The sequence below is a fragment of the Cyanobium sp. NS01 genome, from assembly GCF_014280235.1.
Taxonomy (GTDB): Bacteria; Cyanobacteriota; Cyanobacteriia; order PCC-6307; family Cyanobiaceae; genus NIES-981.
This window is the reverse complement of sequence record NZ_CP047940.1, coordinates 469,856-496,251: the sequence shown is the minus strand read 5'-3', so window position 1 is coordinate 496,251 and position 26,396 is coordinate 469,856. Positions and strand designations below refer to the sequence as shown.

The 26,396-nt window shown below is 69.1% G+C and carries 30 protein-coding genes and 1 tRNA gene; 11 read left to right on the top strand and 20 right to left on the bottom strand.

Annotated elements, in window-relative coordinates; all coding sequences use genetic code 11:
- Window positions 1-15: 15 nt before the first annotated feature.
- The 3 genes from msrB to CyaNS01_RS02510 all read right to left on the bottom strand — a co-directional run bounded on the left by msrB (window position 16) and on the right by CyaNS01_RS02510 (window position 1,888).
- Window positions 16-456: a peptide-methionine (R)-S-oxide reductase MsrB gene (gene msrB, locus CyaNS01_RS02520; protein WP_186698595.1), complete on the bottom strand. Its 441-nt coding sequence runs from the start codon at window positions 454-456 to the stop codon at window positions 16-18.
- A 25-nt stretch (window positions 457-481) separates the two neighbouring features.
- Window positions 482-1,795 (bottom strand): glycosyl transferase, encoded by a 1,314-nt coding sequence (locus CyaNS01_RS02515; protein ID WP_370561754.1) that lies wholly within the window; start codon window positions 1,793-1,795, stop codon window positions 482-484.
- Between the two features lie 11 nt (window positions 1,796-1,806).
- A tRNA-Leu gene (locus tag CyaNS01_RS02510) sits at window positions 1,807-1,888 on the bottom strand.
- Between the two features lie 165 nt (window positions 1,889-2,053).
- On the opposite strand from CyaNS01_RS02510, the gene accC reads away from it, so the two are divergent.
- Complete coding sequence (gene accC / locus CyaNS01_RS02505) at window positions 2,054-3,406, top strand: acetyl-CoA carboxylase biotin carboxylase subunit (RefSeq protein WP_186698591.1); 1,353 nt, start codon at window positions 2,054-2,056, stop codon at window positions 3,404-3,406.
- A 7-nt stretch (window positions 3,407-3,413) separates the two neighbouring features.
- On the opposite strand, the gene CyaNS01_RS02500 is transcribed toward accC, so the two are convergent.
- Complete coding sequence (locus CyaNS01_RS02500; RefSeq protein ID WP_186698589.1) at window positions 3,414-3,734, bottom strand: YggT family protein; 321 nt, start codon at window positions 3,732-3,734, stop codon at window positions 3,414-3,416.
- Window positions 3,735-3,825: 91 nt separating this feature from the next.
- Between CyaNS01_RS02500 and psbX the strand changes: the two genes are divergently transcribed.
- From psbX to CyaNS01_RS02480, 4 genes are all read left to right on the top strand, one after another.
- On the top strand, window positions 3,826-3,948 hold the full coding sequence (psbX, locus tag CyaNS01_RS02495; protein ID WP_186698588.1) for a photosystem II reaction center X protein: 123 nt from the start codon (window positions 3,826-3,828) through the stop codon (window positions 3,946-3,948).
- Between the two features lie 88 nt (window positions 3,949-4,036).
- Window positions 4,037-4,990: a Ycf66 family protein gene (locus tag CyaNS01_RS02490; protein ID WP_186698586.1), complete on the top strand. Its 954-nt coding sequence runs from the start codon at window positions 4,037-4,039 to the stop codon at window positions 4,988-4,990.
- Between the two features lie 27 nt (window positions 4,991-5,017).
- Entirely contained in the window at window positions 5,018-5,587 is a 570-nt protein-coding gene (locus CyaNS01_RS02485; protein WP_225875762.1) for a Tol biopolymer transporter periplasmic protein, read from the top strand.
- A gap of 4 nt (window positions 5,588-5,591) precedes the next feature.
- Window positions 5,592-6,068, top strand: coding sequence for a hypothetical protein (locus CyaNS01_RS02480; protein WP_186698584.1), 477 nt, complete (start codon window positions 5,592-5,594; stop codon window positions 6,066-6,068).
- 33 nt (window positions 6,069-6,101) lie between these two features.
- Here CyaNS01_RS02480 and CyaNS01_RS02475 read toward each other — a convergent pair whose 3' ends face one another.
- From CyaNS01_RS02475 to CyaNS01_RS02465, 3 genes are read right to left on the bottom strand one after another with little or no spacing between them, the layout of a single operon-like run.
- Window positions 6,102-6,323, bottom strand: coding sequence for a chlorophyll a/b-binding protein (locus CyaNS01_RS02475; protein WP_186698582.1), 222 nt, complete (start codon window positions 6,321-6,323; stop codon window positions 6,102-6,104).
- Window positions 6,324-6,356: 33 nt separating this feature from the next.
- Window positions 6,357-8,357 (bottom strand): ABC transporter ATP-binding protein/permease, encoded by a 2,001-nt coding sequence (locus CyaNS01_RS02470; RefSeq protein ID WP_186698580.1) that lies wholly within the window; start codon window positions 8,355-8,357, stop codon window positions 6,357-6,359.
- 40 nt (window positions 8,358-8,397) lie between these two features.
- Window positions 8,398-8,778 (bottom strand): histidine triad nucleotide-binding protein, encoded by a 381-nt coding sequence (locus tag CyaNS01_RS02465; protein WP_225875761.1) that lies wholly within the window; start codon window positions 8,776-8,778, stop codon window positions 8,398-8,400.
- Window positions 8,779-8,810: 32 nt separating this feature from the next.
- Here CyaNS01_RS02465 and CyaNS01_RS02460 point away from each other — a divergent pair, with 32 nt between their 5' ends.
- A complete protein-coding gene (locus tag CyaNS01_RS02460; protein ID WP_186698578.1) occupies window positions 8,811-10,364 on the top strand; it encodes a YifB family Mg chelatase-like AAA ATPase in 1,554 nt (517 codons plus the stop codon).
- 27 nt (window positions 10,365-10,391) lie between these two features.
- Here the strand turns inward: CyaNS01_RS02460 and CyaNS01_RS02455 are convergent, their stop codons facing one another.
- The 5 genes from CyaNS01_RS02455 to def all read right to left on the bottom strand — a co-directional run bounded on the left by CyaNS01_RS02455 (window position 10,392) and on the right by def (window position 12,449).
- On the bottom strand, window positions 10,392-10,550 hold the full coding sequence (locus CyaNS01_RS02455) for a hypothetical protein (RefSeq protein WP_186700902.1): 159 nt from the start codon (window positions 10,548-10,550) through the stop codon (window positions 10,392-10,394).
- Window positions 10,551-10,643: 93 nt separating this feature from the next.
- A complete protein-coding gene (gene rpsU / locus CyaNS01_RS02450) occupies window positions 10,644-10,814 on the bottom strand; it encodes a 30S ribosomal protein S21 (RefSeq protein ID WP_006172073.1) in 171 nt (56 codons plus the stop codon).
- Between the two features lie 56 nt (window positions 10,815-10,870).
- Window positions 10,871-11,518, bottom strand: coding sequence for a DUF3747 domain-containing protein (locus CyaNS01_RS02445; RefSeq protein WP_225875760.1), 648 nt, complete (start codon window positions 11,516-11,518; stop codon window positions 10,871-10,873).
- Between the two features lie 118 nt (window positions 11,519-11,636).
- On the bottom strand, window positions 11,637-11,837 hold the full coding sequence (locus CyaNS01_RS02440) for a hypothetical protein (protein ID WP_186698574.1): 201 nt from the start codon (window positions 11,835-11,837) through the stop codon (window positions 11,637-11,639).
- A gap of 6 nt (window positions 11,838-11,843) precedes the next feature.
- Window positions 11,844-12,449, bottom strand: coding sequence for a peptide deformylase (def, locus tag CyaNS01_RS02435; protein WP_186698572.1), 606 nt, complete (start codon window positions 12,447-12,449; stop codon window positions 11,844-11,846).
- A 64-nt stretch (window positions 12,450-12,513) separates the two neighbouring features.
- Between def and CyaNS01_RS02430 the strand changes: the two genes are divergently transcribed.
- The 4 genes from CyaNS01_RS02430 to CyaNS01_RS02415 all read left to right on the top strand — a co-directional run bounded on the left by CyaNS01_RS02430 (window position 12,514) and on the right by CyaNS01_RS02415 (window position 17,458).
- Window positions 12,514-14,463 (top strand): prolyl oligopeptidase family serine peptidase, encoded by a 1,950-nt coding sequence (locus CyaNS01_RS02430; protein ID WP_370561639.1) that lies wholly within the window; start codon window positions 12,514-12,516, stop codon window positions 14,461-14,463.
- A gap of 71 nt (window positions 14,464-14,534) precedes the next feature.
- Window positions 14,535-15,092 (top strand): hypothetical protein, encoded by a 558-nt coding sequence (locus CyaNS01_RS02425; RefSeq protein ID WP_186698570.1) that lies wholly within the window; start codon window positions 14,535-14,537, stop codon window positions 15,090-15,092.
- Window positions 15,089-15,976, top strand: a complete 888-nt coding sequence (locus CyaNS01_RS02420; protein WP_186698568.1) for a hypothetical protein — start codon at window positions 15,089-15,091, stop codon at window positions 15,974-15,976. The genes CyaNS01_RS02425 and CyaNS01_RS02420 overlap by 4 nt, the downstream gene beginning before the upstream one ends.
- Before the next feature lie 63 nt (window positions 15,977-16,039).
- On the top strand, window positions 16,040-17,458 hold the full coding sequence (locus tag CyaNS01_RS02415) for a sodium:solute symporter (RefSeq protein WP_225875759.1): 1,419 nt from the start codon (window positions 16,040-16,042) through the stop codon (window positions 17,456-17,458).
- Between the two features lie 26 nt (window positions 17,459-17,484).
- Here the strand turns inward: CyaNS01_RS02415 and CyaNS01_RS02410 are convergent, their stop codons facing one another.
- The 8 genes from CyaNS01_RS02410 to CyaNS01_RS02375 all read right to left on the bottom strand — a co-directional run bounded on the left by CyaNS01_RS02410 (window position 17,485) and on the right by CyaNS01_RS02375 (window position 25,278).
- Window positions 17,485-18,159: a class II aldolase/adducin family protein gene (locus tag CyaNS01_RS02410; protein WP_186698566.1), complete on the bottom strand. Its 675-nt coding sequence runs from the start codon at window positions 18,157-18,159 to the stop codon at window positions 17,485-17,487.
- A 48-nt stretch (window positions 18,160-18,207) separates the two neighbouring features.
- Window positions 18,208-19,416 (bottom strand): S-methyl-5-thioribose-1-phosphate isomerase, encoded by a 1,209-nt coding sequence (gene mtnA, locus CyaNS01_RS02405; protein ID WP_186698564.1) that lies wholly within the window; start codon window positions 19,414-19,416, stop codon window positions 18,208-18,210.
- Window positions 19,406-20,041 carry a sulfotransferase family 2 domain-containing protein gene (locus CyaNS01_RS02400; RefSeq protein ID WP_186698562.1) on the bottom strand — a complete coding sequence of 212 codons (636 nt, stop codon included), beginning with the start codon at window positions 20,039-20,041 and terminating at the stop codon, window positions 19,406-19,408. Before CyaNS01_RS02400 ends, mtnA begins: the two co-directional genes overlap by 11 nt.
- 32 nt (window positions 20,042-20,073) lie before the next feature.
- Window positions 20,074-21,324 (bottom strand): SufS family cysteine desulfurase, encoded by a 1,251-nt coding sequence (locus tag CyaNS01_RS02395; protein WP_186700102.1) that lies wholly within the window; start codon window positions 21,322-21,324, stop codon window positions 20,074-20,076.
- A 93-nt stretch (window positions 21,325-21,417) separates the two neighbouring features.
- Entirely contained in the window at window positions 21,418-22,557 is a 1,140-nt protein-coding gene (locus tag CyaNS01_RS02390; RefSeq protein WP_186698561.1) for a SufD family Fe-S cluster assembly protein, read from the bottom strand.
- Window positions 22,557-23,372, bottom strand: a complete 816-nt coding sequence (gene sufC / locus CyaNS01_RS02385; protein ID WP_186698559.1) for a Fe-S cluster assembly ATPase SufC — start codon at window positions 23,370-23,372, stop codon at window positions 22,557-22,559. The genes CyaNS01_RS02390 and sufC overlap by 1 nt, the downstream gene beginning before the upstream one ends.
- Window positions 23,373-23,457: 85 nt before the next feature.
- Entirely contained in the window at window positions 23,458-24,897 is a 1,440-nt protein-coding gene (gene sufB, locus CyaNS01_RS02380; RefSeq protein WP_186698557.1) for a Fe-S cluster assembly protein SufB, read from the bottom strand.
- 18 nt (window positions 24,898-24,915) lie between these two features.
- Window positions 24,916-25,278, bottom strand: coding sequence for a ferredoxin-thioredoxin reductase catalytic domain-containing protein (locus CyaNS01_RS02375; protein WP_186698556.1), 363 nt, complete (start codon window positions 25,276-25,278; stop codon window positions 24,916-24,918).
- 467 nt (window positions 25,279-25,745) lie between these two features.
- On the opposite strand from CyaNS01_RS02375, the gene sufR reads away from it, so the two are divergent.
- The gene (gene sufR / locus CyaNS01_RS02370) at window positions 25,746-26,396 is read left to right on the top strand and encodes an iron-sulfur cluster biosynthesis transcriptional regulator SufR (protein WP_186698554.1); all 651 of its coding nucleotides are present in this window, start codon (window positions 25,746-25,748) and stop codon (window positions 26,394-26,396) included.

Genomic DNA, 26,396 nt, shown 5'->3' with positions numbered 1-26,396 from the left:
GAGGCCTGCTGTCAGTCAGTCGGCCTTGAAGCTGAGCGAGGCCGAGTTGACGCAGTAGCGCTGACCCGTGGGGGCAGGCCCGTCATCGAACACGTGTCCCAGGTGGGCATCGCAGTTGGCGCAGCGGATCTCGGCGCGCACCATGCCGTGGCTGCGGTCGATCAGGGTGGTGATCGCGCCGGGCTTCACCCCATCCCAGAAGCTGGGCCAGCCGGTGCCCGAATCGAATTTGCTGGCGCTGCTGAACAGTTCGGCGTCGCAGCAGACGCAGTGGTACATCCCCTGGCCCTTGTGGTTCCAGTAGGCACCGCTGAAGGGCCGTTCGGTGCCGCCCTGGCGCGCCACCCGGAACTGCTCGGGGGTGAGGCTCTGGCGCCACACCTCCTCACTGGTGGTGCGGGCCAGGCCACTCTCCACGCCGCAGGCGGAGGACTGGGGATCAGGGATGGCCGCCATGGGAACCACGCAAGGGAGCCCAACCCTAGGAATCGGGCTGGGAGCCCGGCAGCCCCGGCGGCAACAGCTCCAGCACCAGGTCGGCCAGGGAGGCCACCGCCCCGGGGCGTCCGCGCAGCTGGGCCAGCTCGTGCCGCATGGCCGCCAGCCGCGCCGGGGAGGCCAGCCAGTCGGCGGCCTCGGCAGCGATCTGCGCCGGCGTGATCGGCCCCACCCGCTCAGGCACCACCAGCCGCCCGGCCGCGATGTTGGGGGAAGCCAGGAAGCCGCGCTGACGCAGGCGCCAGAGGCTGAGCAGCGTTCCCAGCAGCGGGCGCAGCAGCGGCAGCCGTGCCAGCAGCCCCGCCAGGCCATCCCAGGCCTGCATCACGCCGAGGTGCTGGGTGGGCACCAGCACCAGCATCGGCACCGCCAGGGCAGCCAGTTCCGCCGTGTTGGCCCCCACCGTGGTGAGCGCCAGGCAGCACTGGCTGAGGCTGGTGTGGGCCGGGCTCTGGCGCTCCAGGCGGATGCGGGTGCCGGCGGCCGTGATCAGGGCATCGCCCTCCAGGCTGAGGCTGGGCGGGCCGCCGCGGTAGGCCGCCGCGATCGGATTGGCCGGGCTGGCATGGCGCAACAGCCCCTCCACGCCGATCGTGGGGGCCAGGGGGAGCAGGAAGCGGCAGTCGGGCTGCAGCGCCGCCAGGCGATCAGCCGTGTCCAGCAGGAAGGGCACACCCACCTGCAGCTTGGCGGGCTTGGAACCGGGCAGCAGGGCCACCCAGTGGCCCGGCGGCAGGGGAGCGTCGCTGCGGGCACTCTCGGAGAGGTCCGCCATCAGGTCCCCCACCACGCTGCAGCGGGAGCGCCAGCGCCTGGGCAGCCGGTCCGCGGCGCGGGGGCCCATGGCGGCAATGCGGTCGTTCCAGCGGGGCCAGCGGGCCACCCACTCCGCATAGGTGAGATGGCGATAACCGAGGCGGGCCGAGAGCAGAACACTCCAGAACTGATCCCCCCCCAGAAACACCACCACCCCCTGGCGGGGCCAGGGGCCGAAGCGCCGGGGCCGCAGCAGCAGGCTCCAGAAGCGCCGTGCCGGCAGCGTGCGCTCGAACAGTCCCCAGCTGGCCGCGGCCCGGTGCTCCGTGCCGGTGCCATTGGGACACGGCACCAGCACCAGGTGAAGCCCGCAGAAAGGCTTGGGGCCCGCGGAGCCCAGGCCCAGGCGGCGGTGCAGGTGCTGGGCCAGGGGCCTCACCCAGGTGCTCAGCTCACCGGGGCCGTTGCTGACCAGCACGATGGCAGCGGCGGCAGTCCCAGGGGGGGTGACGGGCGCCGCAGTGGCCCTGGCCACAGGCAGGAGAAGAAAAATGCGGATGGCGAGACTTGAACTCGCAAGGCCGAAGCCACACGCCCCTCAAACGTGCGTGTCTACCAATTCCACCACATCCGCTTGATGCCACCAAAGGTTGGGCTGGGCCCATCCCGGTGCTGCGACGAACCGAGCCGGCCCATCGGCCCAGCACAATACCTAACGCTCCTCCCCGCGCCCGCCAGGGAATGCCGCAGTGAGCGCTGATACAGTCCGCCCTGGCCTGTACCAGCTGAGCGGCGGCGGATGTCCATCGGCAAAGTGCTGATCGCCAACCGCGGCGAGATCGCCCTCCGCATCCTGCGCAGCTGTCGGGAACTTGGCATTGCCACCGTGGCGGTGTACAGCACCGTGGACCGCAACGCCCTGCACGTGCAGCTGGCCGATGAGGCCGTGTGCGTGGGTGAGGCACCGAGCTCCAAGAGCTACCTGAACATCCCGAACATCCTGGCGGCCGCCACCTCCCGCGGCGCCGATGCGATCCATCCCGGCTACGGCTTTCTGGCCGAGAACGACCGCTTCGCCGAGATCTGCGCCGACCACGGCCTCACCTTTGTGGGCCCCTCCCCCGAAGCGATCCGCTCGATGGGCGATAAGTCCACCGCCAAGATCACCATGCAGTCGGTGGGAGTGCCCACCATCCCCGGCAGTGAGGGCCTGCTGGAGCACCCTCGCCAGGCCGCCGAACTGGCCGAGGCCATGGGCTATCCGGTGATGATCAAGGCCACCGCCGGCGGTGGCGGCCGGGGCATGCGCCTGGTGCCGGACGCCGATCAGCTCGAGAGCCTGTTCAAGGCCGCCCAGGGGGAAGCGGAGGCCGCCTTCGGCAATCCGGGCCTCTACATGGAGAAATTCATCGACCGCCCCCGGCATGTGGAGGTGCAGGTGCTGGCCGATCGCCACGGCAACGTGGTGCATCTGGGGGAGCGCGACTGCTCGATCCAGCGCCGCCACCAGAAGCTGCTGGAGGAGTCGCCCAGCGTGGCCATCGATGCCGAGCTGCGCCGTGAGATGGGGGAGGCAGCCGTGAATGCGGCCCGCACCATCGGCTACGAGGGGGCCGGCACGGTGGAGTTCCTGGTGGATCGCGCCGGCCGCTTCTATTTCATGGAGATGAACACCAGGATCCAGGTGGAGCATCCCGTCACCGAAGTGGTGACCGGCGTGGATCTGATCGCCGAGCAGCTGCGCATCGCCGGTGGGGAGCCGATCTCCGTGAAACAGGAAGACATCAGCCTGCGGGGCCATGCCATTGAGGTGCGCATCAACGCCGAGGACCCGCGCCAGAACTTCCGGCCCGCTCCGGGGCGCATCACCGGCTGGCTGCCGCCTGGAGGCCCTGGCGTGCGGGTCGACAGCCACGTCTACACCGGCTACGAGATCCCCCCCTTCTACGACTCCCTGATCGGCAAATTGATCGTGTGGGGGGTCGACCGCGACCACGCCCTGCGGCGCCTGCGCCGGGCCCTTTCAGAGTGCGCCGTCACCGGAATCCCCACCACCATCGAGTTTCACCTGCAGCTGCTGGATCGGCCTGAGTTCCAGAGCGGTGACGTGCACACCAAGTTCGTGGAGCAGGAGATGCTGCCGATGGTCTGAGGCCCGCTCAGGCCACGGCGCTGGCATGGCGCATCGCCTGGGTCACCAGACCCTGCTGACCCACCAGCAGCTCCCGCACCAGGCTGATCAGACCCACCCACACCACCGGCGTCACATCCACCCCGCCGATCGGCTGGATCAGACGCCTGGTGGCCGCCAGCAACGGCTCGGTGGGGGCCCCGATCAGCCGCATCGCCCCCTGGCTGAGGTCCACCTGGGGATACCAGGTGAGCACGATGCGGAACAGGAACAGCAGCGTCCAGAGCGCCAGCGACAGGCCCAGAAGCAGGTGGGCCCAGGCCAGGGGGGAAGCGGGTAAGGCCGTCACAAAGCTCTAAGCAGCGGTGAGCTGAGCGTAGGAACTTGCGGTCACTGCTTAGGATTCCGCCACGCCCGAAGCCATTGCCCGGCCCCGCCCCATGACCCCTTCCCTCGCCAACTTCCTCAGCAGCCTCGCCTGGGGCGCGGTGATCGTGGTGGTGCCCATCTCGATCGCCCTGGTGCTGATCAGCCAGACGGACCAGGTCGATCGTCGCTCCTGAGGCCCGCCTGGCCGAAGCAGATGCTCCCAGGGGGGGCCTGATCCTGGCCAACTGCCTAGAGTGATGCGCAGCACCTGGGTGAGACTTCGTGGTCAATGCCAGCCTTAACTGGGCCAGCATCGTCGGCATTGTGCTGGCGGTGGGTGGCGCGCTGCTCTATTTCATGCGCAGCTTCAAGCCGGCCCTCGCTCGCGACTACGACGTGTTCTTCGCCGCCGTGGGCCTGCTCTGCGGCGGCATCCTCTTCTTTCAGGGCTGGCGGCTGGATCCGATCCTGCAGTTCGGCCAGTTCCTGCTGGCCGGCACCACGGTGTTCTTCGCCTACGAAAGTGTGAGGCTGCGCGGCGTGACCACCGAACAGGCCCGCCGCTCCTCCTATTTCGACGACGACGAACCTCCGGTGCCGGCCGGGCCCTACCGCCCCCGCATGGGAGGGCGTCCCTGGGACGACCCCGACGCTGAGCGCTTTGATGAACCAGAGCCGGTACGCCGCCGCATCCCGAACCGGGAGGCGGAGGACGACCTCTACAAGATGCGCCGCTCCAGCCGGGCGGCCATCCCCGAACGGGCGGCCAGCAGGCGTGGTGAAGGCCTCCGCTCCGAGGGCCCTCGCCCTGAAGCCGGCCGCTCCGAACCCGAGGCCTGGGATACCCGGGAACCCGCCGGGGAGCGCAGCCGCTACAGCGCCGGCGGTGGCAGGCCCGCCACCGATTTCGGGGCACGCCGCCGCGATCGCGACGCCATGAGCGAGCCCCGGCGGGGCTCCAGGCCCGTACCCACAGCCGAGCCCTCGCTCCGCTCCAGCCGCCGTCCCGCCGCGGGGGGCCCCAGCCCCGCCCCAGCCGCCGCATCTGAGCGGCCGGGGATTCCGCAAGGCTCGCCGATCCGCTCCAGCAGCGCCGCTGCCGGGCCGGCCGCCAGTGACATCAGCGACGCCGACTTCAGCCCGATGCGCTCCCGGCAGGCCCCGACGGCGGGCCCCAGGGCAGGCGCACCCAGCGACTCCAGGCCACGGGACAACGCCTCCCGATTTGACGACTGATCCCCTACCGACACCATCACTGAATCCGTGCGCCAGCTCTGGGTCGGGGTCTTGGTGGTGGTGCTCAACCTTGGGCTGGGCGGCTGCAGCGGTGGCTGGTTCGGCCGCCGGCCGGCCTCCCCAACCGGCTTCGGGGCCCAGGGCAACCGCCTGGATCCAGCCCTGAGCGGCAATGGCCGCTATCTGGCCTCGGTGCTGGAGCATCAGGGTCGCGCCAGGGTGGTGCTGCAGGAGCAGCCCGGGGGCCGGGTGCTGCCGCTGCGCCATCTGCGCGGCCGCGAACCCCACAGCTCCCCTTCGCTGAGCTGGAATGGCCGCTATATGGCTGTGCTGGTGCAGCAGGGCCCGCGGCGGGTGGCCCTGCTGGAAGACCGCCTCACCGGACGCCTGGTGCGGCTGCCGCTGCCGGCCAACGCCGCGCCGGTGCGACTGAGCCTCGCCCCCGATGCCAGCCGCCTGGCCCTGCAGCTGGTGCGGCAGGGGCGCTGGCAGGTGGAAGTGCTGGAGCTGGGCGGTGTGATTGAGCCAGACCTCCCGGGTGGCAGCCCGGCGGTCGGGGGCGGGGCGGATTCGCAGAACCCCGGCGGAGGCGGCTGAGCCCATGGCACGCGGGCTCCTGCTGATGCTGCTGGCGGTGGTGCTGGTGGGCTGCCTTGGGCCCCAGCCCCGGCCAGACAACAGCCTGAATCGCCAGCTCGAGCAACTGGGCACCAGCCGTGACCCCTCCCTGAGCGGCCCCTGGCTGGCCCTGATCAACGGCGAGGGGGGCAGGGAACGGGTCAGCCTGATCGACCTGCGCAACCGGCGTCCGGTACCTCTGCCGGGGCTCAACCGGCCGGATACCCAGCCGATCAGCGTGTCGGTGGATGGCCGCGGCGAGCAGCTGGCCCTGGTGCGCCAGCTGGAGGGCCGCACCGAGCTGGTGCTCTACCGCCGCTCCAGCCAGAGCCTTCGGCTGATTGCCATGGCCCCCGCCGGGGTGCCTCGCCAGGTGCAGATCCGTGCCGATGGCCGTGAACTGGCGGTGCAGGTGAGCCGCAGCGGGCTGTGGCAGGTGGACCTGATCCAGCTGCCCTGACGGGCCAGGGATGGGGCGGCAACGGCTGGGCCCTCAGGGCACCAGGCCGGCCCAGTGCAGGAAGGTGTCGCCACTGAGGGCCTCAATGATCAGCACAGCCACAAAGCCGAGCATGGCGAAGCGGCCGTTGACCCGCTCGGCGTAGGCACTCCAGCCGAAGGCGGGCACATCGGAGCTGGTGGCGCTGGTGGCGTTGGCGGCGCTGGGGGCTGGGCTGGCGGCGCTGCCGCTGGCACTGTCTTCTGGGGTGGTCATCCTTTTGAGGTGCTCATCGACGCGGGCCGGACATCAGGCTCCGCTCGCAGGCTGGCCCACGTCATAGCCGGCCGCCGGCAACAGCCGCCAGTTGCCCTGGCCATCGAGCTCCAGCACGGTGTCGTGGAAGGCCGTGAGCGTGGGACGGTGACCGACACTCACGAAGGCCATCTCCCGTTCCAGCAGCAGGTCGTAGAGGTGGCGCTCGGTGGCCACATCCAGGGCGCTGGTGGCCTCATCCAGCACCACGAAGCGCGGACTGTTCAGCAGCAGACGGGCAAAGCCAAGCCGCTGCTGCTCACCCAGGGACAGCAGCCGTGGCCAGTCCTGCTTGATGTCGAGGTCGGGGTAGCGGTGCACCAGCTCCGGCAGGCGCACCTCATCGAGCACATGCCGCAGCTGTTCGTCGCTGAAGCGATTCGCCGGCAGGGGGTAGCAGAGCTGCTCCCGCAGGCTGCCGAGCAGCATGTAGGGCTTCTGGGGGATGAACAGGAGATCCCCTTCCTTAGGACGCTGCACCGTGCCGGCCCCAGGGGGCCACAGCCCACTCACCAGGCGCAGGAAGGAGGTCTTGCCGCAGCCGGAAGGGCCCACCACCAGCAGGCGCTGATGGCGATCCACCTCCAGGCTCAGGTCGTGGATCAGGGTGCGGCCCGTGCCGGGGGGCACCAGGTCCACATGGCTCACCAGGATGGAGTCGCCAGGGACGCCCTGCCCGGTCAGGAACTCCCCGGTGAAGGTGGTCGCCATGGCACCACTGATCTCCTCCACCTTTCCCTGGAACCCCTCCAGCCGGCTGATCGAGGCGGAGAAAGAGGCCAGCCTGTCGATGTTGTTGACGATGTAGCTGACCGAGAACAGCACCTGCGAAAAGGCAATGCTCGCCTGGCCAAACACGCCGAAGTCCACCTCCCGGGCGAAGTAGATCGGAGCGATCACCAGCCAGGGGAGGAAGCGGGAGAAGTAATCGTAGGAGCGCTGGATCACACTGATGAGTGCTTCCCAGATGATCAGGCGGTTGTAATTGCGAATGGCGCCACCCAGCCGCCGCTCGGCCTCCCTCGATTCCTGCTTCTCTCCGCGGTAGAAGGCAATCGATTCGGCATTGTCTCGAATGTGAACCAGGCCGTAGCGGAAGTCGGCCTCCAGTTTCAACTGCTGAAAGTTCAAGGCCACCAGTTTTCGGCTGGCAAACACGATCACCGCCGTGCCGCCCACCGAGTAGATCAACAACCACAGCGCCAGCTGGGAGCTGATGCTCCACAGCACCACAATGAAGCTGAAGAAGGTGAGCAGGGCCGACATCACCTCAACCGTCACACTCAGGCTGGTGGTAGTAAAGCTGGCGGTGTCCTGGGAGATCCGTTGGTCAGGATTGTCAATATCTTCAGCAGACTCATCATTCGGATTGAGCAGGTAATAGGCCCGATTCGAGAGATAACGATTCAGCAGCCTGCCGCTCAGCCATTCACGCCATAGCAGGCCAAGCCTGGGAATGAGATAGCTCTGCATCGCCCTGATCGGCAAGGCGAGCACCAGGCAGAAGGCGTAGATTCCAACAATTTTCCAGAAGTTTTCCTGGTCATAGCCCACCAGGGCATTGTCCACATTGCGGGCAATGAAGCTGATGCCAACGTTGATGCCATTGATCACAAGGATCAACAGGATGATGATGCCAAGCAGCACCCAGGGCAACCAGCGCCCCTGACGCAGCTTGCTGCGGAAGGCGCCGAAGCAGCCCAGGCCGGCGGCCATGGTCACCATCACGGCCGGACCGAAGGGACTGCGCCACAGCGACGCCACCTGCTCGGGCACGCCCGGCAGGAAGCGACTGCGCAGCTCGGGAATCAGGGCACCCGTGAGGGCCACGGTGCCGGTGAGCAGCAGCAGGGTGAGGCCGACGACCACGGCGACCAGGGCCACCACCAGCAGCAGAAACTGCCAGCTGCGCGTCTCCTCCACCGGCAGGAAGTAGGGCTGCGCCAACCGTTGCAGCCGGCCCAGCTGAAGGCGAAGAGCCTGGAAGGGTTTCATGGAGGTGCACAGATCTCCGAATTGTGCCTGGTGCCAGGGCTCAGCCGGGAGGCCAGGCGAGGGGCCGCCCCCCGATCACGTGCACATGGAGATGAAACACGGTCTGGCCGGCTTCCGGCCCGCTGTTGATCACGGTGCGAAAGCCCGTGAGCCCCTGCTGCCGCGCCACCCTGGCCGCCACCACCAACAGGTGCCCCAGCAGCGGGGCGTCCTCGGCCTCAGCCGAGGCCAGCGAGACGATCGGCTGGCGGGGAATCACCAGCACGTGCACGGGCGCCTGGGGGGACACGTCGCGAAAGGCCAGGCACAGGGCGTCGTCGTAGACGGCGTCACAGGGAATCTCGCCCCGCAGGATGCGGCCGAAGATCGTGTCGGCCACGGGCTCGGCCGAACTGGCGCTCTGGGAGGGCGGATGGGACACCGGTGGCACTGCCGTTCAGTTGATCCAAGGCGATGTTGGCACGCTGCAGCAGCGCGGCGCTGCGGGGCCTGGAGGCCCGGCAGGTGACCGTGGAGGTGGACATCGGGCCCGGGCTGCCGGCGCTCCAGATGGTGGGCCTGGCCGACGCCGCCGTGCAGGAATCGCGGGAACGGGTGCGTTCGGCCCTCCGCCACAGCGGCTTTCGGGTGCCCCTGAGCCGCGTGGTGGTGAACCTGGCGCCAGCCGATCTGCCGAAACAGGGGCCGGGGCTCGACCTGCCGATCGCCCTCGGGCTGCTGCTGGCCAGCGGCCAACTGGAGGCCCGGCTGGTCGAGGGCCTGTGGAGTGTGGGGGAACTGGGCCTCGACGGCGGCCTGCGGCCGGTGCGGGGGCTGCTCTGCGTGGCCCTGGAGGCCCGGCGGGCGGGAGCCCGGGGGCTGCTGCTGCCGGCCGCCAATGCCGGCGAGGCCGCCCTGGTGAGCGGGCTGCCGGTGTGGGGGGCCACCGACCTGCGCAGCGCCGTGGCCCTGGTGCAGGGGGGCGAGGCCCCCCCAGCCGCGGCACCCGGTGCCGGCCAGGCCTCTCGTCTCGGCGGCGGCACCGACCTGGCGCAGGTGCAGGGCCAGCCCCATGGCCGCCGAGCCCTGGAGATCGCCGCCGCCGGCGGGCACCATCTGTTGCTGGTGGGCCCACCCGGCAGTGGCAAGACCATGCTGGCCCGCTGCCTGCCGGGGTTGCTGCCACCGCTGCAGCGCTCCGAAGCGCTGGAGCTCACCCGCATCCATTCGGTGGCTGGCCTGCTGGGGGAAGGGGACGGCCTGATACGGCAGCGGCCGTTTCGCAGCCCGCACCACAGCTGTTCAGGGGCAGCCCTGGTGGGCGGCGGCAGCGTCCCCCGCCCCGGCGAGCTGGCCCTGGCCCACCACGGGGTGCTCTTTCTTGATGAGCTCACCGAGTTCAGGCGCTCGGTGCTCGACCTGCTGCGCCAGCCCCTTGAAGAGGGCGAGATCTGGATCCACCGGCTGCGCCAGCGCACCCGCTTCCCCTGCGCCATCAGCCTGGTGGCGGCCACCAATCCCTGCAGCTGCGGTTGGTTCGGCGACCCCGACCGGGAGTGCAGCTGCGGCGAGGCGGCCCGTCTGCGCTACTGGCAGCGCCTCTCAGGACCGCTGCTGGATCGCCTCGACCTCCAGGTGGTGATGCGCCGCCCTGAGGCCTCAAGCCTGGTGGTGCCCTACCGCGGCCCAGCCCCGGCAGGACACAGCAACCACGGGGTCGAGGCCAGTGACCAGGTGGCCGCACGGGTGGAGGCGGCGCGCCAGCGCATGACACTGCGCAATCCAGGGGGCCTCAGCAATGGCCGGCTGCCCGCCCAGCAGCTGCCCCAAGTGCTGCAACTGGAGAGCGCCGCCCTCGACCTCTGGGAGGCCGCCCTGGCGCACAGAAAGCTCACCGCCCGAGGCGGCGAGCGGGTGCTGCGGGTGGCTCAGACCATCTGCGATCTGGAGGCCCGGCAGCGCATCCCGGCGGCAGCCGTGGCGGAAGCGCTGACCTACCGCAGTTTTGAGGGGCTTGGCGGGGCCTGAGGCCCCGGCCAGGGCTCCCTCAAGGGTTCAGCGAACGGCGCGGCAGGGGCGATCGCCATAGGGCTGGACGCCCACCAGCGGGGGCTGGAAACGGCGCTCCTCGTCAGGGTTGCCGAGGGCGTGGCCCAGGCTGTCGCCGAACCAGAGGGCAAAGGCACGCATCCGAACCAGGAATGAAGCAGCCATGGCAGGCACCTCAGGGGGAATCAACCCAGCCTGATCGCTGCGCGGACTGAGCGAAACCAGTGTTTGTACCCGTTTCGGGCCTGGCCGGGCCGATCAGCGACGGCGGCGGCGCTGCTGGGCCTTGCGCTTGTACTTCTCGGTGGGGGTCTCGTGGTGGCGGAGCCGCTTGAGGTCGGCAAAGATGCCCGCCTTGGACACCTGGCGCTTGAACCGGCGCAGCGCCGATTCGATTCCTTCGTTTTCGCCGACGGTGACCTGGGTCATGAAGCGGGAGCGCTGGCACAGAGTTGTTGAGCGTAGCAAGCCCCCCCAGGGGGGTGTCAGCCATCGGCGGGAGGCAAGGCCTCAAGGGGAGGCTCTTCAGGAGCGCTCGGCTGGTCGGCCACCTCGCCCGGCCAGGTGTCGCGGTAGAGGTAGATATGGCCGAGCCGGCGGCCCTGGAAAGCACGACGCTTCAGCCCCCAGCCTGGCTCAAACACGAGCTGCAGAAAGCCGCTGCCGGGGCCCTGGGTGCGGGCCACCACCATTTCAGGACCCACCCCCGCCTTGGTGGGCACCGCCAGGAGCAGGTTGTCGCCATTGCTGCGAATCACGCTGAGGCGGTAGCCGGAGCCGAGATCGGAGCCACCCACCCGCAGGGAGTAGCCATTGGCATCGAGGAAGCGGCCGCAGATGCCGGTGAAGTCGAAGCTGGACAGCAGAGGTTCCACCAGAGCCGGCTGGGAGCCGCTCAAGGCGAAGCAAGGGCGGGTGTCGCGGATCTGCTCGTAGATGTTGAGCTGGGCCCGCTCACCGTTGCCGATCGGCGCAGCCACCAGCACGAAACTCTGGGGGTTCACCTCAGTGGCCTCGAACAGGGACGCCGCAACTGCCGGCGGGGCAACCGGGCCGAGGGCCGCGGCACCGACCAGGGCCAGGGCGCTGCTCAGCAGACGAGCCTGGAAAGGGGGCAGTGCGGACATCTCCATCACAGCTCGGACCAGAACGATGGTCATGGTATGCAGCCAGGCCCCGGGGCACCAGGGGCGGGGGCCAGAGCGAAGGCTGTTCGGCCCTCAAGAGAGGCTTGAGCCGAAAGCCACCCGTTCAGGGCGCTGGGCGATTGATGCGGATCGCCACCAGCAGCGCCGCCAGGGTGCCAGGGGCGCTCATGCCCAGAATCCAGCGGGTGGGGGTGATTCCCAGATCAGGATCGCCATAGGCCAGCTCGAACACGGAGCCTGTGGCGGCAATGCCCAGCAGGCAGGCCAGGGCCAGAAAGATCCCGGCCAGGGGCTTCATCGGCATGGGCTGTCAGCGGATCGGGTGAACGGCTTGGCGGTCGAAGCCCTTCTGCTGGAGCTCCTCAGTGAGGCTGAGCTCATCGGTGACGCGATCCACGAACAACACCCCGTTGAGGTGATCCATCTCGTGCTGGATGCAGCGCGCCAGCAGCCCATCGGTGTTGAGCTTCTGGGGCCGTCCCATCTCATCGCGGAAGCTCACCTCCGCCGCGGCAGGGCGCACAACATTGAGATAGACGCCTGGAATGCTCAGGCAGCCCTCCTCGTAGGTGTCGATGGCACCGCCGAAGGAGCGGATCTCGGGATTGATCAGCACCAGCGGCGGCGTGGCCGGGTTTTCGGGATCGAGATCGATCACCAGCAGCTGCCTGTGCACCCCCACCTGGGGAGCAGCCAGGCCGATCCCCTTGGCGGTGTACATGCTGCGCAGCATGTTGCGGGCCAGCTCTCGCACCGATTCATCCACCTTGCTGATGCGCTTGGCCGGCGTGCGCAGCACGGCATCGCCCAGGGTGTGAATCTGCAGGGGAGGTTCGTCCAGGGCCTCCTTGGGCACCTGAACCGTACGGCTGTTGCGTTCCGCCGAGCGCGCCATCTGGGCGAAGCTGCGAGCCAAGGCCCCTTCCTGTGAAGTTGATGTCAGTTTAGGGCGACAGGCCCTGCAGTCCGGAGCAAGCCCCTTGACCCCCCGCCAGGTCCCTGACTCCCTGCCGGCGGCAACCGCGGTGGGCCGCACCGCCGGTTTTCTGGAGCCCCGGCTCTGGGGCCCGCATCGGCTCTGGCTGGAGCAGCGGCCCCAGGAACAGGGGCGCACCACTCTCATGTTGCGTTGCGGCGACACGGGACCGGTGAGCGAGCTCACCCCGCCGCCCTGGAACCTGCGCAGTCGCCTGCATGGCTACGGCGGCGGGGCCTATGCCATCGCTGGCGGGGATCTGGTGTTCGTGCACGACGGGGATCGCTGCCTCTGGCACCTGCCCCTCGATCCGGCCTCGGGACGCCCCCTGGCGGAACCACGGCGCCTCACCCCGCCTGACCGGGGCGATGGCTCCGGAGCGGAAGCTGCCGTCCTCGCCGATGGTCTGATCGACCAGGGGCGCCGGCGCTGGATCGGGGTGCTGGAGCAGGACGGCCGCGACCAGCTGGTGAGCGTGCCCCTGCCGGGCCCCCTGGCTGGCGACCAGCCAGGAGGCCACCTGCCCCTGCCGCTCCACCAGGCCGAGGACTTCTGCGCCTACCCCTGCCTGAGTCCCGATGGGGGCCAGCTCGCCTGGGTGGAGTGGCAGCAGCCGTTCATGCCCTGGCAGCGCAGCCAGCTGTGGCTGGCGGAACTGGATGGGCAGGGAACGCTGCTGCAGCCGCGCGTCGTGGCGGGTTCGGGACCTGGCGATCCCCGGGGGATCTCGGTGTTCCAGCCCCTCTGGATCGGCCCCCACGCGCTGGTGGTGGCCTCGGATGAGAGCGGCTGGTGGAACCTGCAGCGGCTCGACACCGCCCAGCCGGGGCCGCCGCGCTGGCAGCCGCTGCTGCCGCTGCAGGCCGAGTTCGCCCTGCCGCAATGGGTGAGCGGCCTGCGCACCACCGCCTGGGATGGGTCCGTGCTGGTGGCGGCGGCCTGCCGCTCCGGCAGCTGGGAACTGGGCCAGGTGGCCCTCGAGGGCCCCAAGGCCGGCAGCGCCGCGGCCTGGCAGCCCCTGGCCATGCCGTTTGACGATCTGGCGGGCCTGGATGCCGCCGCTGGCTCCGTGCTGGCCCTGGCTGCCAATCCCACCACCCCGCAGGGTTTGCTGGAGCTGGAGCTGGCCGGCGGCAGCTGGCGCCACACTGCCGCGGCCCCCGCCCCCCTCAAGGCCGAGCAGATCGATCCACCCCAGGCCCTCTGGTTCGAGGGCCACGGCGGGGCCCGCACCCATGCCTGGTTCCACCCGCCCAGGGGGGGCGCCACGGCTGCTTCCCCCCTGCTGGTGAAGGGCCACAGCGGCCCCACCGGCATGGCCCGCCGGGGCCTGCAGCTGGCCATCCAGTTCTGGACCAGCCGCGGCTGGGGGGTGGTGGATGTGAACTACGGCGGCTCCACCGGTTTCGGCCGCGCCTACCGGGAGCGGCTCGATGGCCAGTGGGGCGTGGTGGATGTGGCCGACTGCGCCGCCGCCGCCGAGGCCCTCGTGGCCGCAGCCGCGGCCAGCCGCGAGCGGATTGCCATCGAGGGCGGCAGCGCCGGTGGCTTCACGGCCCTGGCAGCCCTCTGTTTCACCGAGGTGTTCCAGGCGGGGGCAAGCCGTTACGGCGTTGCCGATCCGGCGGCCCTGGCCCGGCAGAGCCATCGCTTCGAGGCGCGCTACCTCGATGGGCTGATCGGCCCCTGGCCCGCAGCCGAAGCCACCTATCGCGCCAGGTCGCCCTTGGAGCACGCCGGGCAGATCCACTGCCCGGTGATCTTCTTTCAGGGCCTGGAGGACACCGTGGTGCCACCCGAGCAGACCGACAGCATGGCCGCCGCCCTGGAAGCCCGGGGAGTGCCGGTGGAGGTGCACCGCTTCGCCGGCGAAGGCCATGGTTTCCGCAGCGGCAGCGTGCAGGTGCAGGTGCTGGAGGCCACGGAGGCCTTCTTCAGGCGTCACTTTGCGTGACGACTCCAGCCGGCACCCGGACAGGTGGCCTGGCGACGACTAGCAACAGTTCAGCCTCATCACTGCTCGCCATGTCCCGCCTGCTGCGCTTGGGCCTTGCCCTGGTTCTGGGCTCCGCACTCCTGATCGCGGGCCTGCTGCTGCTGCCGTTCTCGCAGTGGATGCCCGGCGTCACGGTGGGCGACATCCCCACCAGCGCCGTGGTGAACGGCAGCGCCTTCAACCGCCTGTTTCCCACCCCCGGACCCGGCGAGGAGCTGGTGTTCACCCAGGAGAAGCGGGGCTTCAGCCAGGCCCGCCTCAAGCAGGGTGGTGAGGCCCTGGCCCTGCTGGCCATCTCCGACACCACCACGGCGCCTGAGGCGCGTGAGAAGTTCCGGAGCAGCGCCGACAGCCTCAAGGGCTGGCCCCTGGTGGAGCAGGGCCAGCAGGCCAGTGCCCTGCTGGTGGCCGAGCGCTTCCAGGTGAAGGTGATCGGCCAGGAGAAGGGGCTGGACCTCACCCAGCGCCATGAGCTACTGGAAGCCTTCGACCTGCCCGGCCTGGCCGCCCTGCCCCAGCCCAAGGGAACCCGCCAGGCCCTCAAACCGGCCCGGCCGGCGCTCGATCCCGCCCCGAACCCCGCATGAGCCGCACTGTTCTGGAACGACTGGAGCGCCTGCCCCGGCGCAACCTCACCGTGCTGGCCCTCAAGGGCATCAGCACCCTGGTGCCGGGAACCTGGCGGAACACCACCCAGCCCGAGCTGCTGATCGCCGAGGTGCTGGGCAGCAGCGATCCCCAGCTGATCGCCCAGGTGCGTGCCCGCGCCGACACACTCAGCCGCGCCCGCCATGAGGGCTATGGCCGCGCCCTCAGCCTCTACGACGCCGTCAACCGCTCCCAGAAGGCCAGCGGTGGGCTGCGGCTGGCGGCCAACATCGGCGCCGCCCTGCCCCTGGTCAAGGGCCTGGCCAACCTCACCCCCGCCAGCGACACCCTGCAGGCCACCGACCTGGCCCTGAAGGTGTCGGCCGAGCTGCTGGCCTTCACCCAGGTGAATGGCCTGCCGGGAGACAGCTTCGGCGACTTCAGCGCCTCCCTGGCCGACTACGCCGGCGAGGCCCGGGTGCGGATGGCGGCCATGCTCTGCTTCGACGCCCTGCTGCCCCTGGGCGATCGGGCCCTGGAGCGCCTCGACGATCTGCTCGGCCAGGTGGGCAGCGGCGATCTGAACCAGCTGCCGGGCTACCGGGCCATGGCGCCGCTGATTCCCGGCCGCGGCGAGCAGGCCCACCTGGGCTTCCTGCGGAGCGGGGTCGACTCCTGGCTGGGCTGGGCCGGGGGCTTCGTGAGCAGCCTCGGCCTCAGCGGCCAGAAGGCCGTGCAGGCCCTGGAGGGCAGCCTCGGGCCCTGGCAGGGACGCTTCGAGCAGCTGGCCACCTTCCTGGATGCCTTCACCGACACCTACCAGCACACCGGCACCCAGGCCGTGGCCAGAAGGCTGGTGGAGCGCGCCGCCGCCGAGATCTGACGCCCCCTCCAGGCCCGAAACCGAGCCCTAAGATCCCGAGGTCAGCCAGAACCGGCTGATGTGATGGGCCTGCAGGCGTTGGTGAGTTCGGAACTGATCGCGCGGGGTTCGGTTGTGCTCGGGGCCTGGGGTGCCGTGCTTCTGGAACGGGGCGCCTGGCTGCTGCTGGCCCTGGGCCTGCTGGCTCTGCTGCTGCTGCTGGCCGGCTGGGTGGCGCGGCGCCTGTCGCTGATGGTGTGGGGCATTCCCGAGGCGCTGCTGGCCGGGGTGCTCGGCCTGCTGCTGGCGCCGGCGGGAGTCCTGCCCTGGTTGCCCCAGCCGGTGATGGACATCTGGGCAGAGCTGCCCCAGGTGCTGCTCACCCTGGTGTTCGCCTGCCTGATGCTGGGCAAGCCCCTGCCCACCCTGGCCGGGCTGTGGCGGCCGGTGTCGGGGCAGGTGTCCCTGGCGCTGGTGCTCGCCTTCGGCCAATACCTCGTGGGGGGCCTGGTGGTGCTGTGGATCCTCGAACCGCGGCTGGGGGTGAGCCCGGTGATGGCCTGCCTGATTGAGGTGGCCTTCGAGGGTGGGCACGGCTCCGCCGCCGCCATGGGGCCGAGTTACGCAGCCCTCGGCTTCCCGGGTGGCCAGGCTCTGGGCCTCACCCTGGCCTCCGCCGGTCTGGTGGCCTCCACCCTGGTGGGGGGCCTGGTGGTGCTGCTGGGCCGGCAGCGCGGCTGGCTCTCGATCGACAACGCCGCCAGTCTCAGCGCGCTGCCCCGCACCGGCGGCCTCGAACCCAAGCCACGCCCTGGCGCCTCCGTCTGGCTGGTGAATCTGGCCCTCTCGGGCTGTGCGGTGCTGGTGGGGCTGGCCCTGCTGGCGCTGCTGCGGCTGGGTGGCGCCCTGGTGGGCGGCGGCATCGACACCGTGGTGGAAGACCTACCCGTGTTCCCCTTCGCCATCCTGGGATCGCTGCTGGTGCGGCTGCTGCTGGAGCGCACGGGCCAGGCCGGCCGGGCCTCGGCGCCGGTGCAGACGCGGCTCAGCACCCTCTCCGCCGACCTGCTGATCACGGCCGCCACCGCCGGACTCGACCTGGCCTTGCTCCGTGCCGACTGGCTGCCCCTCTCGGTGCTGATCGGTGCCGGCCTGGTCTGGAACCTGGCGGTGGTGCTGCTGCTGGCGCCGCGGATCCTGCCCCGCGACTGGTTTGAGCGGGCAGTGATCGAGTTCGGCCAGGCCACCGGCGTGGCGGCGAGTGGCCTGGTGCTGCTGCACATGGCCGATCCCTTCGACCGCAGCAGCGCCCTGCAGGCCTTTTCAATCAAGCAACTGATGCTGCAGCCTTTTCTGGCCGGTGGTGTGATCACCGTGGTGGCGCCCCTGGCCGTGGCCGGCTGGGGGTTGGCCACCTGGACCGGCCTCTGTCTGGCGATGGTGCTCGTGTTCGCCACCACGGGCATGGTGCTGGCCGGAGCGCGGCCCCAGCTGCCGGCCTGAGAGCGGGCGGCCGAGCTCTCGAGCCATCAGGCCGGCCGCTGCTCGCCGTAGTGCAGAGCCGCCATGGTGTGCGCCACCCGGTCCATCTCCTCGCCCGAGAGCTGGGGCGGCTCACCCAGCTGCAGGGCCTGCAGATACATGTGGGCGAGGGTTTCCACCTCGATCGCCAGGCCCAGCGCCTGCTCGGGAGTGCCTCCCAGGGTCACCTGGCCGTGCTGGGCCAACAGGCAGGCGCGGCGCCCGCTCAGGGCCTGCAGGGCCAGATCGGAGAGCTGCTGGCTGCCGAAGGTGGCATAGGGCGCACAGCGGATGTCCGGCCCACCAGCCATCACCACCATGTAGTGGAACGGGGGAAGGCCGCGGCCATGGCAGGCCAGGGCGGTGGCCTGGATCGAATGGCAGTGCACCACAGCGTTCAGCTCCGGCCGGCTGCGTAGCAGGTCCGCATGCAGCCGCCACTCGGAGGAGGGCCTCAGACCCTGCGGACGCGACACGGCATCCAGGGGCTGGCCATGGACATCGATGGCGCACAGGTCCGCGGGCTCCATCCGTTCGTAGGGCGTGCCACTCGGGGTGATCAGCAGGCCCCCGGGGATCCGGGCTGAGAGGTTGCCGGAGGTGCCCTGGTTGATCCCCGCACTGTTCATCCGCCGGGCCGCCAGCACCAGGGCCTGGCGCAGCTCGAGCTCCGGGCTGGCCATGGGCGGAGACGCGGGAATCCCGAGGCTAAAGACCAGCGGGGCTGGCCTCTACTGCAAACCTCCCTGAGCCCCCGCGCGGCCCGAACTGCCCGAGCCGCCCGCACCGCCCAGGTCCCCATAGAGCCCCACCAGGCCGGCCTCGCTGGCCGGGGCCACGCCCCGTTCGGTGATCAGGGCTGTCACCAGCCGGGCCGGGGTGACATCGAAGGCCGGATTGAAGCCCTCGCTGCCCTCCGGAGTGAGGGCCACCGTGGCGGATTCCATGGCAGCGGACCTGGTGGCAGCGGACTCTCCAGCAGCGGCGATGGCGCCGGTGTTGAGCAGGCGACCGCTGATCTGGGTCACCTCACTGCCGGAGCGGGCCTCGATCGGAATCTCCGCGAGGCCGTCGCGCAGGCTCCAGTCGATGGTGGAGCCCGGCAGGGCCACGTAAAAGGGCACGCCGTTGTCGTGGGCGGCGAGGGCCTTGAGGTAGGTGCCGATCTTGTTGCAGACATCGCCGCTGCGGGTGGTGCGGTCGGTGCCCACGATCACGGCGTCCACCAGGCCGTGCTGCATCAGGTGACCGCCGGCGTTGTCCACGATCACGGTGTGGGGCACGCCCTCCCGGCCCAGCTCAAAGGCGGTGAGGCTGGCTCCCTGGTTGCGGGGCCGGGTCTCGTCCACCCACACGTGCAGGTCCAGGCCGGCGCGGTGGGCCTTGTAGATCGGCGCCAGGGCCGTGCCCCAGTCGACCGTGGCCAACCAGCCGGCATTGCAGTGGGTGAGCACCTGGAACGGCCGCCCCTGCCGTTCGAGCGCTCGGCCCGCGGCCAAGGCCTGAAACAGCGCCAGGCCGTGGTCGCCGATGGCCGCGCACATGGCCACATCCTCCTCGGCGATCGCCGCGGCCTCGAGACGCGCCACCTCGGCCCGCTCTCGTTCCGGCAAGGCCTGCACCCGCTGCCGCACCCGCTGCAGGGCCCAGCGCAGGTTCACGGCCGTGGGCCGGGTGGCATTGAGCTGGTCGTAGGCCTGGGCGAGGGCGGTGTCGCTGGGGTCGCTCTGCAGGGCCAGCATCAGCCCATAGGCCCCCGTGACACCGATCAGGGGCGCCCCCCGCACCACCATCGTGCGGATCGCCTCGGCCGCCGCGTCACAGCTGCTGAGCTGGCGGGTGGTGAAGCGATGGGGCAGCAGGGTCTGGTCGATCACCCCCACCGAACGGCCGTCGGGCTCCAGCCAGATGGTGCGCCAGGCCTGGCCGTCAATGTTCATCGTTGGGAAGGGCAGTGGGAGGGGCGGGCCTGTAGCCCAGCTGCTGGAAATCAGCCCGATACATGCGGCTGAGCGCCTGCAGGGCAGGCCCATCGAGATCGACCTGCCGATAGTGCCGCTTCGAGGCGTTGATGCGCGGCGCCCCCGCCTCGAGCCTGGCGTCCACATCGAGCAGTGTCAGCACCGTGTTCACATCGTCGGCAAAGCGTTCGAACCGTCCCAGGAACTGGGGTTGCACAGCCCTGATGCGCCGCAGCTGGGGCGCGAAGCCAGCATGCCGGCGGTAGAGATCCTGGGCCTGCAGTGCCTCCACCACCTGCGGCAGGCTGGGCTTCTCCTCCAGCAACCAGAGCCGAAAGCTGGCGATCACACCCCGCTCGGCGGGCTGCCGGTAGCGGCGCTGATGGCGCCCCGCCATGTCCACGTAGTAGTTGCAGGCGCTGATGAAGCGATCCACCGGGTGCCGCACGAAGGTGAAGCGGAACCAGCGCTGCCAGTCACTGGGCAGGCCCTTGCTGGAGTGATGCTGGTGGCGGTGGGGGAAACCGAGCAGGCGCTCGATGGTCTGCCCCCCGGTCTTGGGAATGTGCAGGAACAGCGCCTTGCGCTCGGGAAGCAGCAGCATGGGAGAGGGAAGGTGGGCCCGGGGGCCCGATCTCAGCTGTGCTCGCGCAGGAAGCCGATCGTGCCCTCCAGTTCCTCCGCGAAGCGGTCGATCTCCTCGGGGGAGGTGGTGAAACTGAGACTGGCCCGCGCCGAGCCGGGGATCCCGTAGAGCCGATGCAGCGGTTGGGTGCAGTGGTGGCCGCTGCGGATGCAGATCCCGGCCGAGTCGAGCAGAGCCGCCAGATCATTGGCGTGCAGGCCCTCCACGGTGAAGGCGGCGAGGGCACCGCGATCGGGCTGCTGGTCTGGAGTGGGCCCCAGGATCGTCACCCCGTCGATGGCGTTGAGCCGCTCGAACAGGCGGCGGGTGAGCTGTTGCTCCCAGCGGTGGATCCGCTCCAGCCCGATCGATTGCAGATAGTCGAGGGCGGCCCCCATGCCGATCGCCTCGCCGATCGCCGGGGTGCCCGCTTCGAACTTGTGGGGCAGTTCAGCCCAGCTGCTGTGGTCAAGAAACACGTCCTGGATCATTTCGCCGCCCCCCAGGAAGGGCGGCATCGCCTCCAGCAGGGCCTCGCGGGCCCAGAGGAAGCCCATGCCCGTGGGGCCGCACAGCTTGTGGGAGCTGCCCACGAGGAAGTCGCAGTCGAGACGGGCCACATCCACCGGCAGGTGGGCCAGGCTCTGGCAGGCATCCACCAGCAGCAGTGCCCCCACGGCATGGGCCAAGGGCGCGATCTCGGCGATCGGTGTGAGGCAACCGAGGGTGTTGCTCACCTGCACCAGGCTCACCAGCCGGGTGCGGTCATTGAGCTGGGCGCGCAGATCGTCGAGGTCGAGCTCGCCGGTGGCCGTGAGGCCCACATGGCGCAGCACACAGCCGGTGCGGGCGGCCAGCAGCTGCCAGGGCACCAGATTGCTGTGGTGCTCCATCACCGAGAGCAGAATCTCATCGCCCGGCTTGAGGTTGGCCTCGCCCCAGGTGCGGGCCACCAGGTTGATCGCCTCGCTGGCATTGCGGGTGAACACGATCTCCCGGGGGCTGGCCGCACCCACAAAGGCGGCCGTCTTGGCCCTGGCGCCCTCAAAGCCCTCCGTGGCTCTGGCGCTCAGCTGGTGGGCGCCCCGGTGCACGTTGGCGTTGTCGTGGTCGTAGTAGCGCTGCAGGGCCGAGAGCACCTGCCGCGGCTTCTGGCTGGTGGCGGCGTGATCGAGATAGATCAGCGGCTGGCCGAGGCAGGCCGTCTGGGCGAGCAGGGGAAAGTCGGGCCGCGTCTGCAGGGCCAGGTTGTCAGGCGCCATCACGGCCGGCTCCGCTCCCGCAGGGCTGGAGAGCGGGGCGCTGTCGGGGCTGGCGGCAGCCTTGGCGATGGCGGAGGTGATCGGCATGGAGCTTCAGGCTTCTCCCAGCAGGCTCTGGAGCGGGCGATGGCGGGCGGCGGCGGCGGGCAGCTCGCGCAGCACCTCCTCACAGAAGCCGCGCTTGAGCAGGGCGGCGGCCTGGGCGGCGGCGATGCCACGGCTCTGGAGGTAGAAGAGCTCCTCGAGCTGCAGGCGACTCACGGTGGCGCCGTGGGCGCACTTGACGTCATCGGCCACGATTTCCAGTTCGGGCTTGGTGTCAATCCTGGCGCGGTCGGAGAGCAGCAGGTTGCGGCTCAGCTGGGCCGCATTGGTCTGTTGGGCCACCCGGGGCACCTGCACAGCACCGTTGAACACGCTGCGGCCGCGATCATCGGCCACCACCTTGTGCAGCTGGTCGAGGCTGCCGGCCGGGCCCTCGAAGCACACATGGCTATGGGTGTCAGCCACCTGCTCGCCATCGACGAGCTGCAGCCCGCGCAGGCAGGCGTGGGCGGCGCCATCGGTCTGCACCAAGCGGGGTTCTTGGCGCAGCAGCGCCCAGCCAGAGCTGCCGTTCACCAGCTTCAGCTGGCTTCCGGAGGCCTGGCGGATGGCCGTGTGGGCCAGCAGGGTGGCCTGGCCGCCCTTGCCGATGGCCAGGCTGCCGAAGTTGAGGCGACTGTCGGTGGCCATCGCCACCTCGATCACCAGGCTCAGGGCCTGGGGGCCGGCGGCGGTGATCAGCAGAAACAGATCGAGGCTCGCCCCCGGCTCCAGCACCAGCAGCAGCCGCCTGGCACGCAGACCCTCGCCGGCACCGGCCTGCCACAACAGCTCAAGGGGATCGGCGCAGCCGCTCACCCGCAGGGCCAGCAGGGCCGGATCAGCACCGGCATTCAGCCGCACCGGCCAGTGCTCACTGCAGCCGGTGGCCGCCAGCGAGCGGCCCTGCTCGGCAGCCGCCGCCTCGGCGGAAAGGCGGCTGATGCCGGCCGGCAGCGTCTCCAGATCCCAGCAGCTGGTGGCGGGTGCAGCGAGGCACTGGGGCAGGGTCTGCAGCGCCGAAAGATCGGTGAAGCGCCAGTCCTCCTGGCGGCGGGTGGGCAGCGCTGCCCCGGCCAGGGCGCTGAGCCAGGCCTCGGTGCCGGCAGTGGGAGCAGGGGCCACAGGAGCCCGGGAGCTGGCCACCATCAGCCCACCTCCAAAGGCTGGCGCTCGGCAGCTGCCTCGAGGCGGGCGACCTGCTCGTCCACCCAGTCGTAGCCGGTGCGCTCAAGCTCAAGAGCCAGCTCCTTGCCACCGCTGCGCAGGATGCGGCCAGCCGCCATCACGTGCACATAGTCCGGGGTGATCACCTCCAGCAGGCGCTGGTAGTGGGTGATCAACAGGGTGGCGTTGTCGGGGCTGGCGAGCTGGTTGACGCCGCCGGCCACGATGCGCAGGGCATCGATGTCGAGGCCGGAATCCGTTTCATCGAGGATGGCCACCACAGGTTCCAGCAGGGCCATCTGCAGGATCTCGTTGCGCTTTTTCTCACCGCCGCTGAACCCCTCGTTGACGCTGCGATCGAGAAAGGCGGGGTCCATCTGAACCACCGCCAGGCGCTCGCGCACCAGATCCTCGAAGGCGAAGGTGTCGAGCTCCTCGGCACCCTGCTGGCTGCGGCGGGCGTTGGTGGCCACCCGCAGGAACTCAAGGTTGCTCACCCCGGGAATCTCCACCGGGTACTGGAAGCCGAGGAAGAGGCCGATGCGGGCCCTCTCTTCCGGATCCAGCTCCAGCAGGTTGTCGCCGCGGTAGTGGACCGAGCCGCCGGTGACGGTGTAGGCGGGGTGACCGGCCAGCACCTTGGAGAGGGTGCTCTTGCCGCTGCCATTGCGGCCCATCACGGCATGCACCTCACCGGCTCTGATCGTGAGGTTCACCCCCTTGAGGATGGGCTGGTCCTCCACCGAAGCCTGCAGGTCGCGGATCTCTAGGAGTACGGGGGCGTCTGGGCGAATCACGGAAAATCAGAAACGGAACGGGGGGCTGGACGGTGCTGAGCTGGACTGAACAGTTGGAGCCACAGGGGAGAGGCGGTGGAGAGGCCTAACCCACCGATCCCTCCAACTTGAGGGCCAGCAGCTTGTCGGCTTCGGCGGCAAACTCCATCGGCAGCTGGTTGAACACATCGCGGCAGAAGCCGCTCACCATCATCGACACCGCCTCTTCAAAGCCGATCCCGCGGCTCTGCAGATAGAAGAGCTGGTCTGCCGAGATGCGGCAGGTGCTGGCCTCGTGCTCCACAGCGGCCTCGGGCTGCTGACAGCGGATGTAGGGGTAGGTGTTGGCAGCAGCCTGATCGCCGATCAACATCGAATCGCACTGGCTGTAATTGCGGGCACCCAGGGCTTTCGGGCCGATCTGCACCAGGCCGCGGTAGCTGTTGGAGGAGTGGCCGGCGCTGATACCCTTGCTCACGATCGTGGAGCGGGTGCGGGGGCCCACATGCACCATCTTGGTGCCGGTGTCAGCCTGCTGACGGTTGTTGGTGAGGGCCACAGAATAGAACTCACCGACGGAATCAGCTCCCTGCAGAACGCAGCTGGGGTATTTCCAGGTGATGGCTGATCCGGTTTCCACCTGGGTCCAACTGATCTTGCTGCGCTCGCCGCGGCAATGGCCCCGCTTGGTGACGAAGTTGTAGATGCCTCCTTTCCCATTCTCATCGCCGGCATACCAGTTCTGCACGGTGGAATACTTGATGGAGGCGTCATCGAGGGCCACCAGCTCAACCACTGCAGCGTGCAGCTGGTTGGTGTCAAACATCGGTGCCGTGCAGCCTTCGAGGTAACTCACGGAGGCACCCTCCTCAGCCACGATCAGGGTGCGCTCAAACTGGCCCGTATCACCGGAGTTGATGCGGAAATAGGTGGACAGCTCCATCGGGCACGCCACACCCTTGGGGATGAAAACAAAAGAGCCATCGCTGAAGACGGCGGAATTGAGTGCTGAAAAGAAATTGTCATTGGTGGGCACCACCGTGCCCAGGTAGGCCTCGATCAGTTCGGGAAAATCCTTGACGGCCTCGCTGATCGAGCAGAAGATCACACCGTCTTCGGCGAGCTTTTCGCGAAAGGTGGTGGCAATGGAAACGCTGTCGAACACGGCATCCACAGCCACGTTGGAAAGCCGCTTCTGCTCACCCAGGGGGATGCCGAGCTTGTCAAAGGTTTCCAGCAGCTTGGGATCCACCTCATCGAGGCTGGCTTTTTTCTCCTGCTGTCTGGGGGCGGCGTAATAGATGATCTCCTGGTAATCAATGCCCGGGAAGCCCAGTGCCGCCCAATCGGGCTCCTGCATCTGCAGCCACTGCCGGTAGGCACGCAGACGGAAATCAAGCAGAAACTGAGGCTCCTCTTTCTTGGCGGAGATCAGCCGAACCACGTCCTCGCTGAGGCCCTTGGCAATCTTATCGGTTTCAATGTCAGTGACGAAACCATACTTATACGGCTGAGAAACAAGTTCTCCGACGGTGGCTGTAGACATGTTGGGAAAAGCGGTGGATCAGCCGGCGGCGAGGGTTTTGATTTCTTCGATGCTGATGGACTGCTTCTCACCGCGGAAAGGGTTGTCTTCGGTCAGGAACAGCATGCAGTGGCACTCCTTGCGCTCCCGCATCGGCACACAGGGGCAATTCCAGAAGGCCTGCGCCACCTCAGCCTCCTTGTCTTCGTAGTGGCGGCAGGGGCAAAGGGCACCGCCAAGGTCCTCCTTGTGGCGGGCCAGGCCCTCCAGCACCACCGCCGTCACCCCCGGATCACTGCAGAAGTAGGTGCCGGTGCGCTGGGCGTAGGTCTCAGCAAACTTCCGGATCACCTCCAGGCTCTCGGGGCTGGGTGCGGAGCTGGCGGCGGCGGCATCAGACATGGAGGGGAAAGAGCGACAGAGGGAGGGCAGAAGAGGGCTGACAGGCGTGGCAGCAGGAACCCGGGCAAGAAAGCGAGGACGCTGGGCGCTGATCTCAACGGGCCGAAGTGCCGGCTTGAGCAAGGAGACTCAGGATCGGCTCTGAAGCGGCCAACCTGACCAAAACCGCTGATTACGAAACCCTTAGGTTTCCTTTCCCGCAGCTTAGGGCACAGATCCTGGGGGTGGGTGCTCTCCCATTGTGCCGCCCAGGTGAGGGCCGGCGAGTCTGGCCACCCAATCGCCGCGAACCCGTGGCATCGTGTTGGGACCCGGTGTGAGTGATGCGATGACCCATCGCCTACCGCACCCCGACCACTGCAATCGTTTCAGGTTCAGCCCCGGATGGCCTCGCCACTCCAGTCATCAGTGACACCTCCGCGGCTTGCTTCGCGTCTGTGGGCCGTTCACCAGCCCCTGGCGCCGCAGTGAACAGCGCCGACACCACACCCTCCTCCACCCGGGAGGCGGCCCTGGCCCTGCTCCTGCGCCATGGAGAGTCCACGGCAGCGGCACTGGCCCGGCGGCTGGATGTCTCCGTGCAAGTGATGCGGCGCCACCTGCGCACCCTGGAGGAGGAGGGGCTCGTGCACTCCAGCCTCAGTGCCGCCGGTCCTGGGCGCCCGAGCAACCAGTGGCATCTCACCGCCCAGGGGCAGGGCAAGTTTCCAGACGGAAGCGAGGATTTTGCCCTCGGTCTGCTCCAGTCGATGACCGAGTCGCTCTCCGAGGAGACCGTGAACCTGCTGCTCTGCCAGCAGGGAAGTCAGAAAGCCCAGTCGTACCGCCGCCATGTGGGGGCAGGCAGCCTGAAGGAGCGGCTTGAGCGGCTCGTGGACCTGAGGCGGCAGGAGGGCTATGTGGCCGAGTGCAGCCCCGATCCCGATGGCCACTCCTGGGTGATCCAGGAATTCCACTGCTCCGTGATGCGGATCGCCGAGCAGTTTCCCTGCGTCTGTGATCAGGAACTGCGCCTGATCCGCGAAACCTTCCCCGACTGCGTGGTGGAGAGGGTGCAGTGGCGGCTGGAAGCAGGGCACTCCTGCGGGTTCCGGCTCCAGCCCGCCGTCGCCTCCTGA

Bases quoted from the DNA above. Each gene is read 5' to 3' on its own strand.
- msrB (WP_186698595.1), bottom strand. From the start codon at position 456: ATGGCGGCCATCCCTGATCCCCAGTCCTCCGCCTGCGGCGTGGAGAGT.
- accC (WP_186698591.1), top strand. From the start codon at position 2,054: ATGTCCATCGGCAAAGTGCTGATCGCCAACCGCGGCGAGATCGCCCTC.
- psbX (WP_186698588.1), top strand. From the start codon at position 3,826: ATGACCCCTTCCCTCGCCAACTTCCTCAGCAGCCTCGCCTGGGGCGCG.
- CyaNS01_RS02480 (WP_186698584.1), top strand. From the start codon at position 5,592: ATGGCACGCGGGCTCCTGCTGATGCTGCTGGCGGTGGTGCTGGTGGGC.
- CyaNS01_RS02475 (WP_186698582.1), bottom strand. From the start codon at position 6,323: ATGACCACCCCAGAAGACAGTGCCAGCGGCAGCGCCGCCAGCCCAGCC.
- CyaNS01_RS02470 (WP_186698580.1), bottom strand. From the start codon at position 8,357: ATGAAACCCTTCCAGGCTCTTCGCCTTCAGCTGGGCCGGCTGCAACGG.
- CyaNS01_RS02460 (WP_186698578.1), top strand. From the start codon at position 8,811: ATGTTGGCACGCTGCAGCAGCGCGGCGCTGCGGGGCCTGGAGGCCCGG.
- CyaNS01_RS02455 (WP_186700902.1), bottom strand. From the start codon at position 10,550: ATGGCTGCTTCATTCCTGGTTCGGATGCGTGCCTTTGCCCTCTGGTTC.
- rpsU (WP_006172073.1), bottom strand. From the start codon at position 10,814: ATGACCCAGGTCACCGTCGGCGAAAACGAAGGAATCGAATCGGCGCTG.
- CyaNS01_RS02445 (WP_225875760.1), bottom strand. From the start codon at position 11,518: ATGGAGATGTCCGCACTGCCCCCTTTCCAGGCTCGTCTGCTGAGCAGC.
- CyaNS01_RS02440 (WP_186698574.1), bottom strand. From the start codon at position 11,837: ATGCCGATGAAGCCCCTGGCCGGGATCTTTCTGGCCCTGGCCTGCCTG.
- CyaNS01_RS02425 (WP_186698570.1), top strand. From the start codon at position 14,535: ATGTCCCGCCTGCTGCGCTTGGGCCTTGCCCTGGTTCTGGGCTCCGCA.
- CyaNS01_RS02420 (WP_186698568.1), top strand. From the start codon at position 15,089: ATGAGCCGCACTGTTCTGGAACGACTGGAGCGCCTGCCCCGGCGCAAC.
- CyaNS01_RS02415 (WP_225875759.1), top strand. From the start codon at position 16,040: ATGGGCCTGCAGGCGTTGGTGAGTTCGGAACTGATCGCGCGGGGTTCG.
- CyaNS01_RS02410 (WP_186698566.1), bottom strand. From the start codon at position 18,159: ATGGCCAGCCCGGAGCTCGAGCTGCGCCAGGCCCTGGTGCTGGCGGCC.
- mtnA (WP_186698564.1), bottom strand. From the start codon at position 19,416: ATGAACATTGACGGCCAGGCCTGGCGCACCATCTGGCTGGAGCCCGAC.
- CyaNS01_RS02400 (WP_186698562.1), bottom strand. From the start codon at position 20,041: ATGCTGCTGCTTCCCGAGCGCAAGGCGCTGTTCCTGCACATTCCCAAG.
- CyaNS01_RS02395 (WP_186700102.1), bottom strand. From the start codon at position 21,324: ATGGCGCCTGACAACCTGGCCCTGCAGACGCGGCCCGACTTTCCCCTG.
- CyaNS01_RS02390 (WP_186698561.1), bottom strand. From the start codon at position 22,557: ATGGTGGCCAGCTCCCGGGCTCCTGTGGCCCCTGCTCCCACTGCCGGC.
- sufB (WP_186698557.1), bottom strand. From the start codon at position 24,897: ATGTCTACAGCCACCGTCGGAGAACTTGTTTCTCAGCCGTATAAGTAT.
- CyaNS01_RS02375 (WP_186698556.1), bottom strand. From the start codon at position 25,278: ATGTCTGATGCCGCCGCCGCCAGCTCCGCACCCAGCCCCGAGAGCCTG.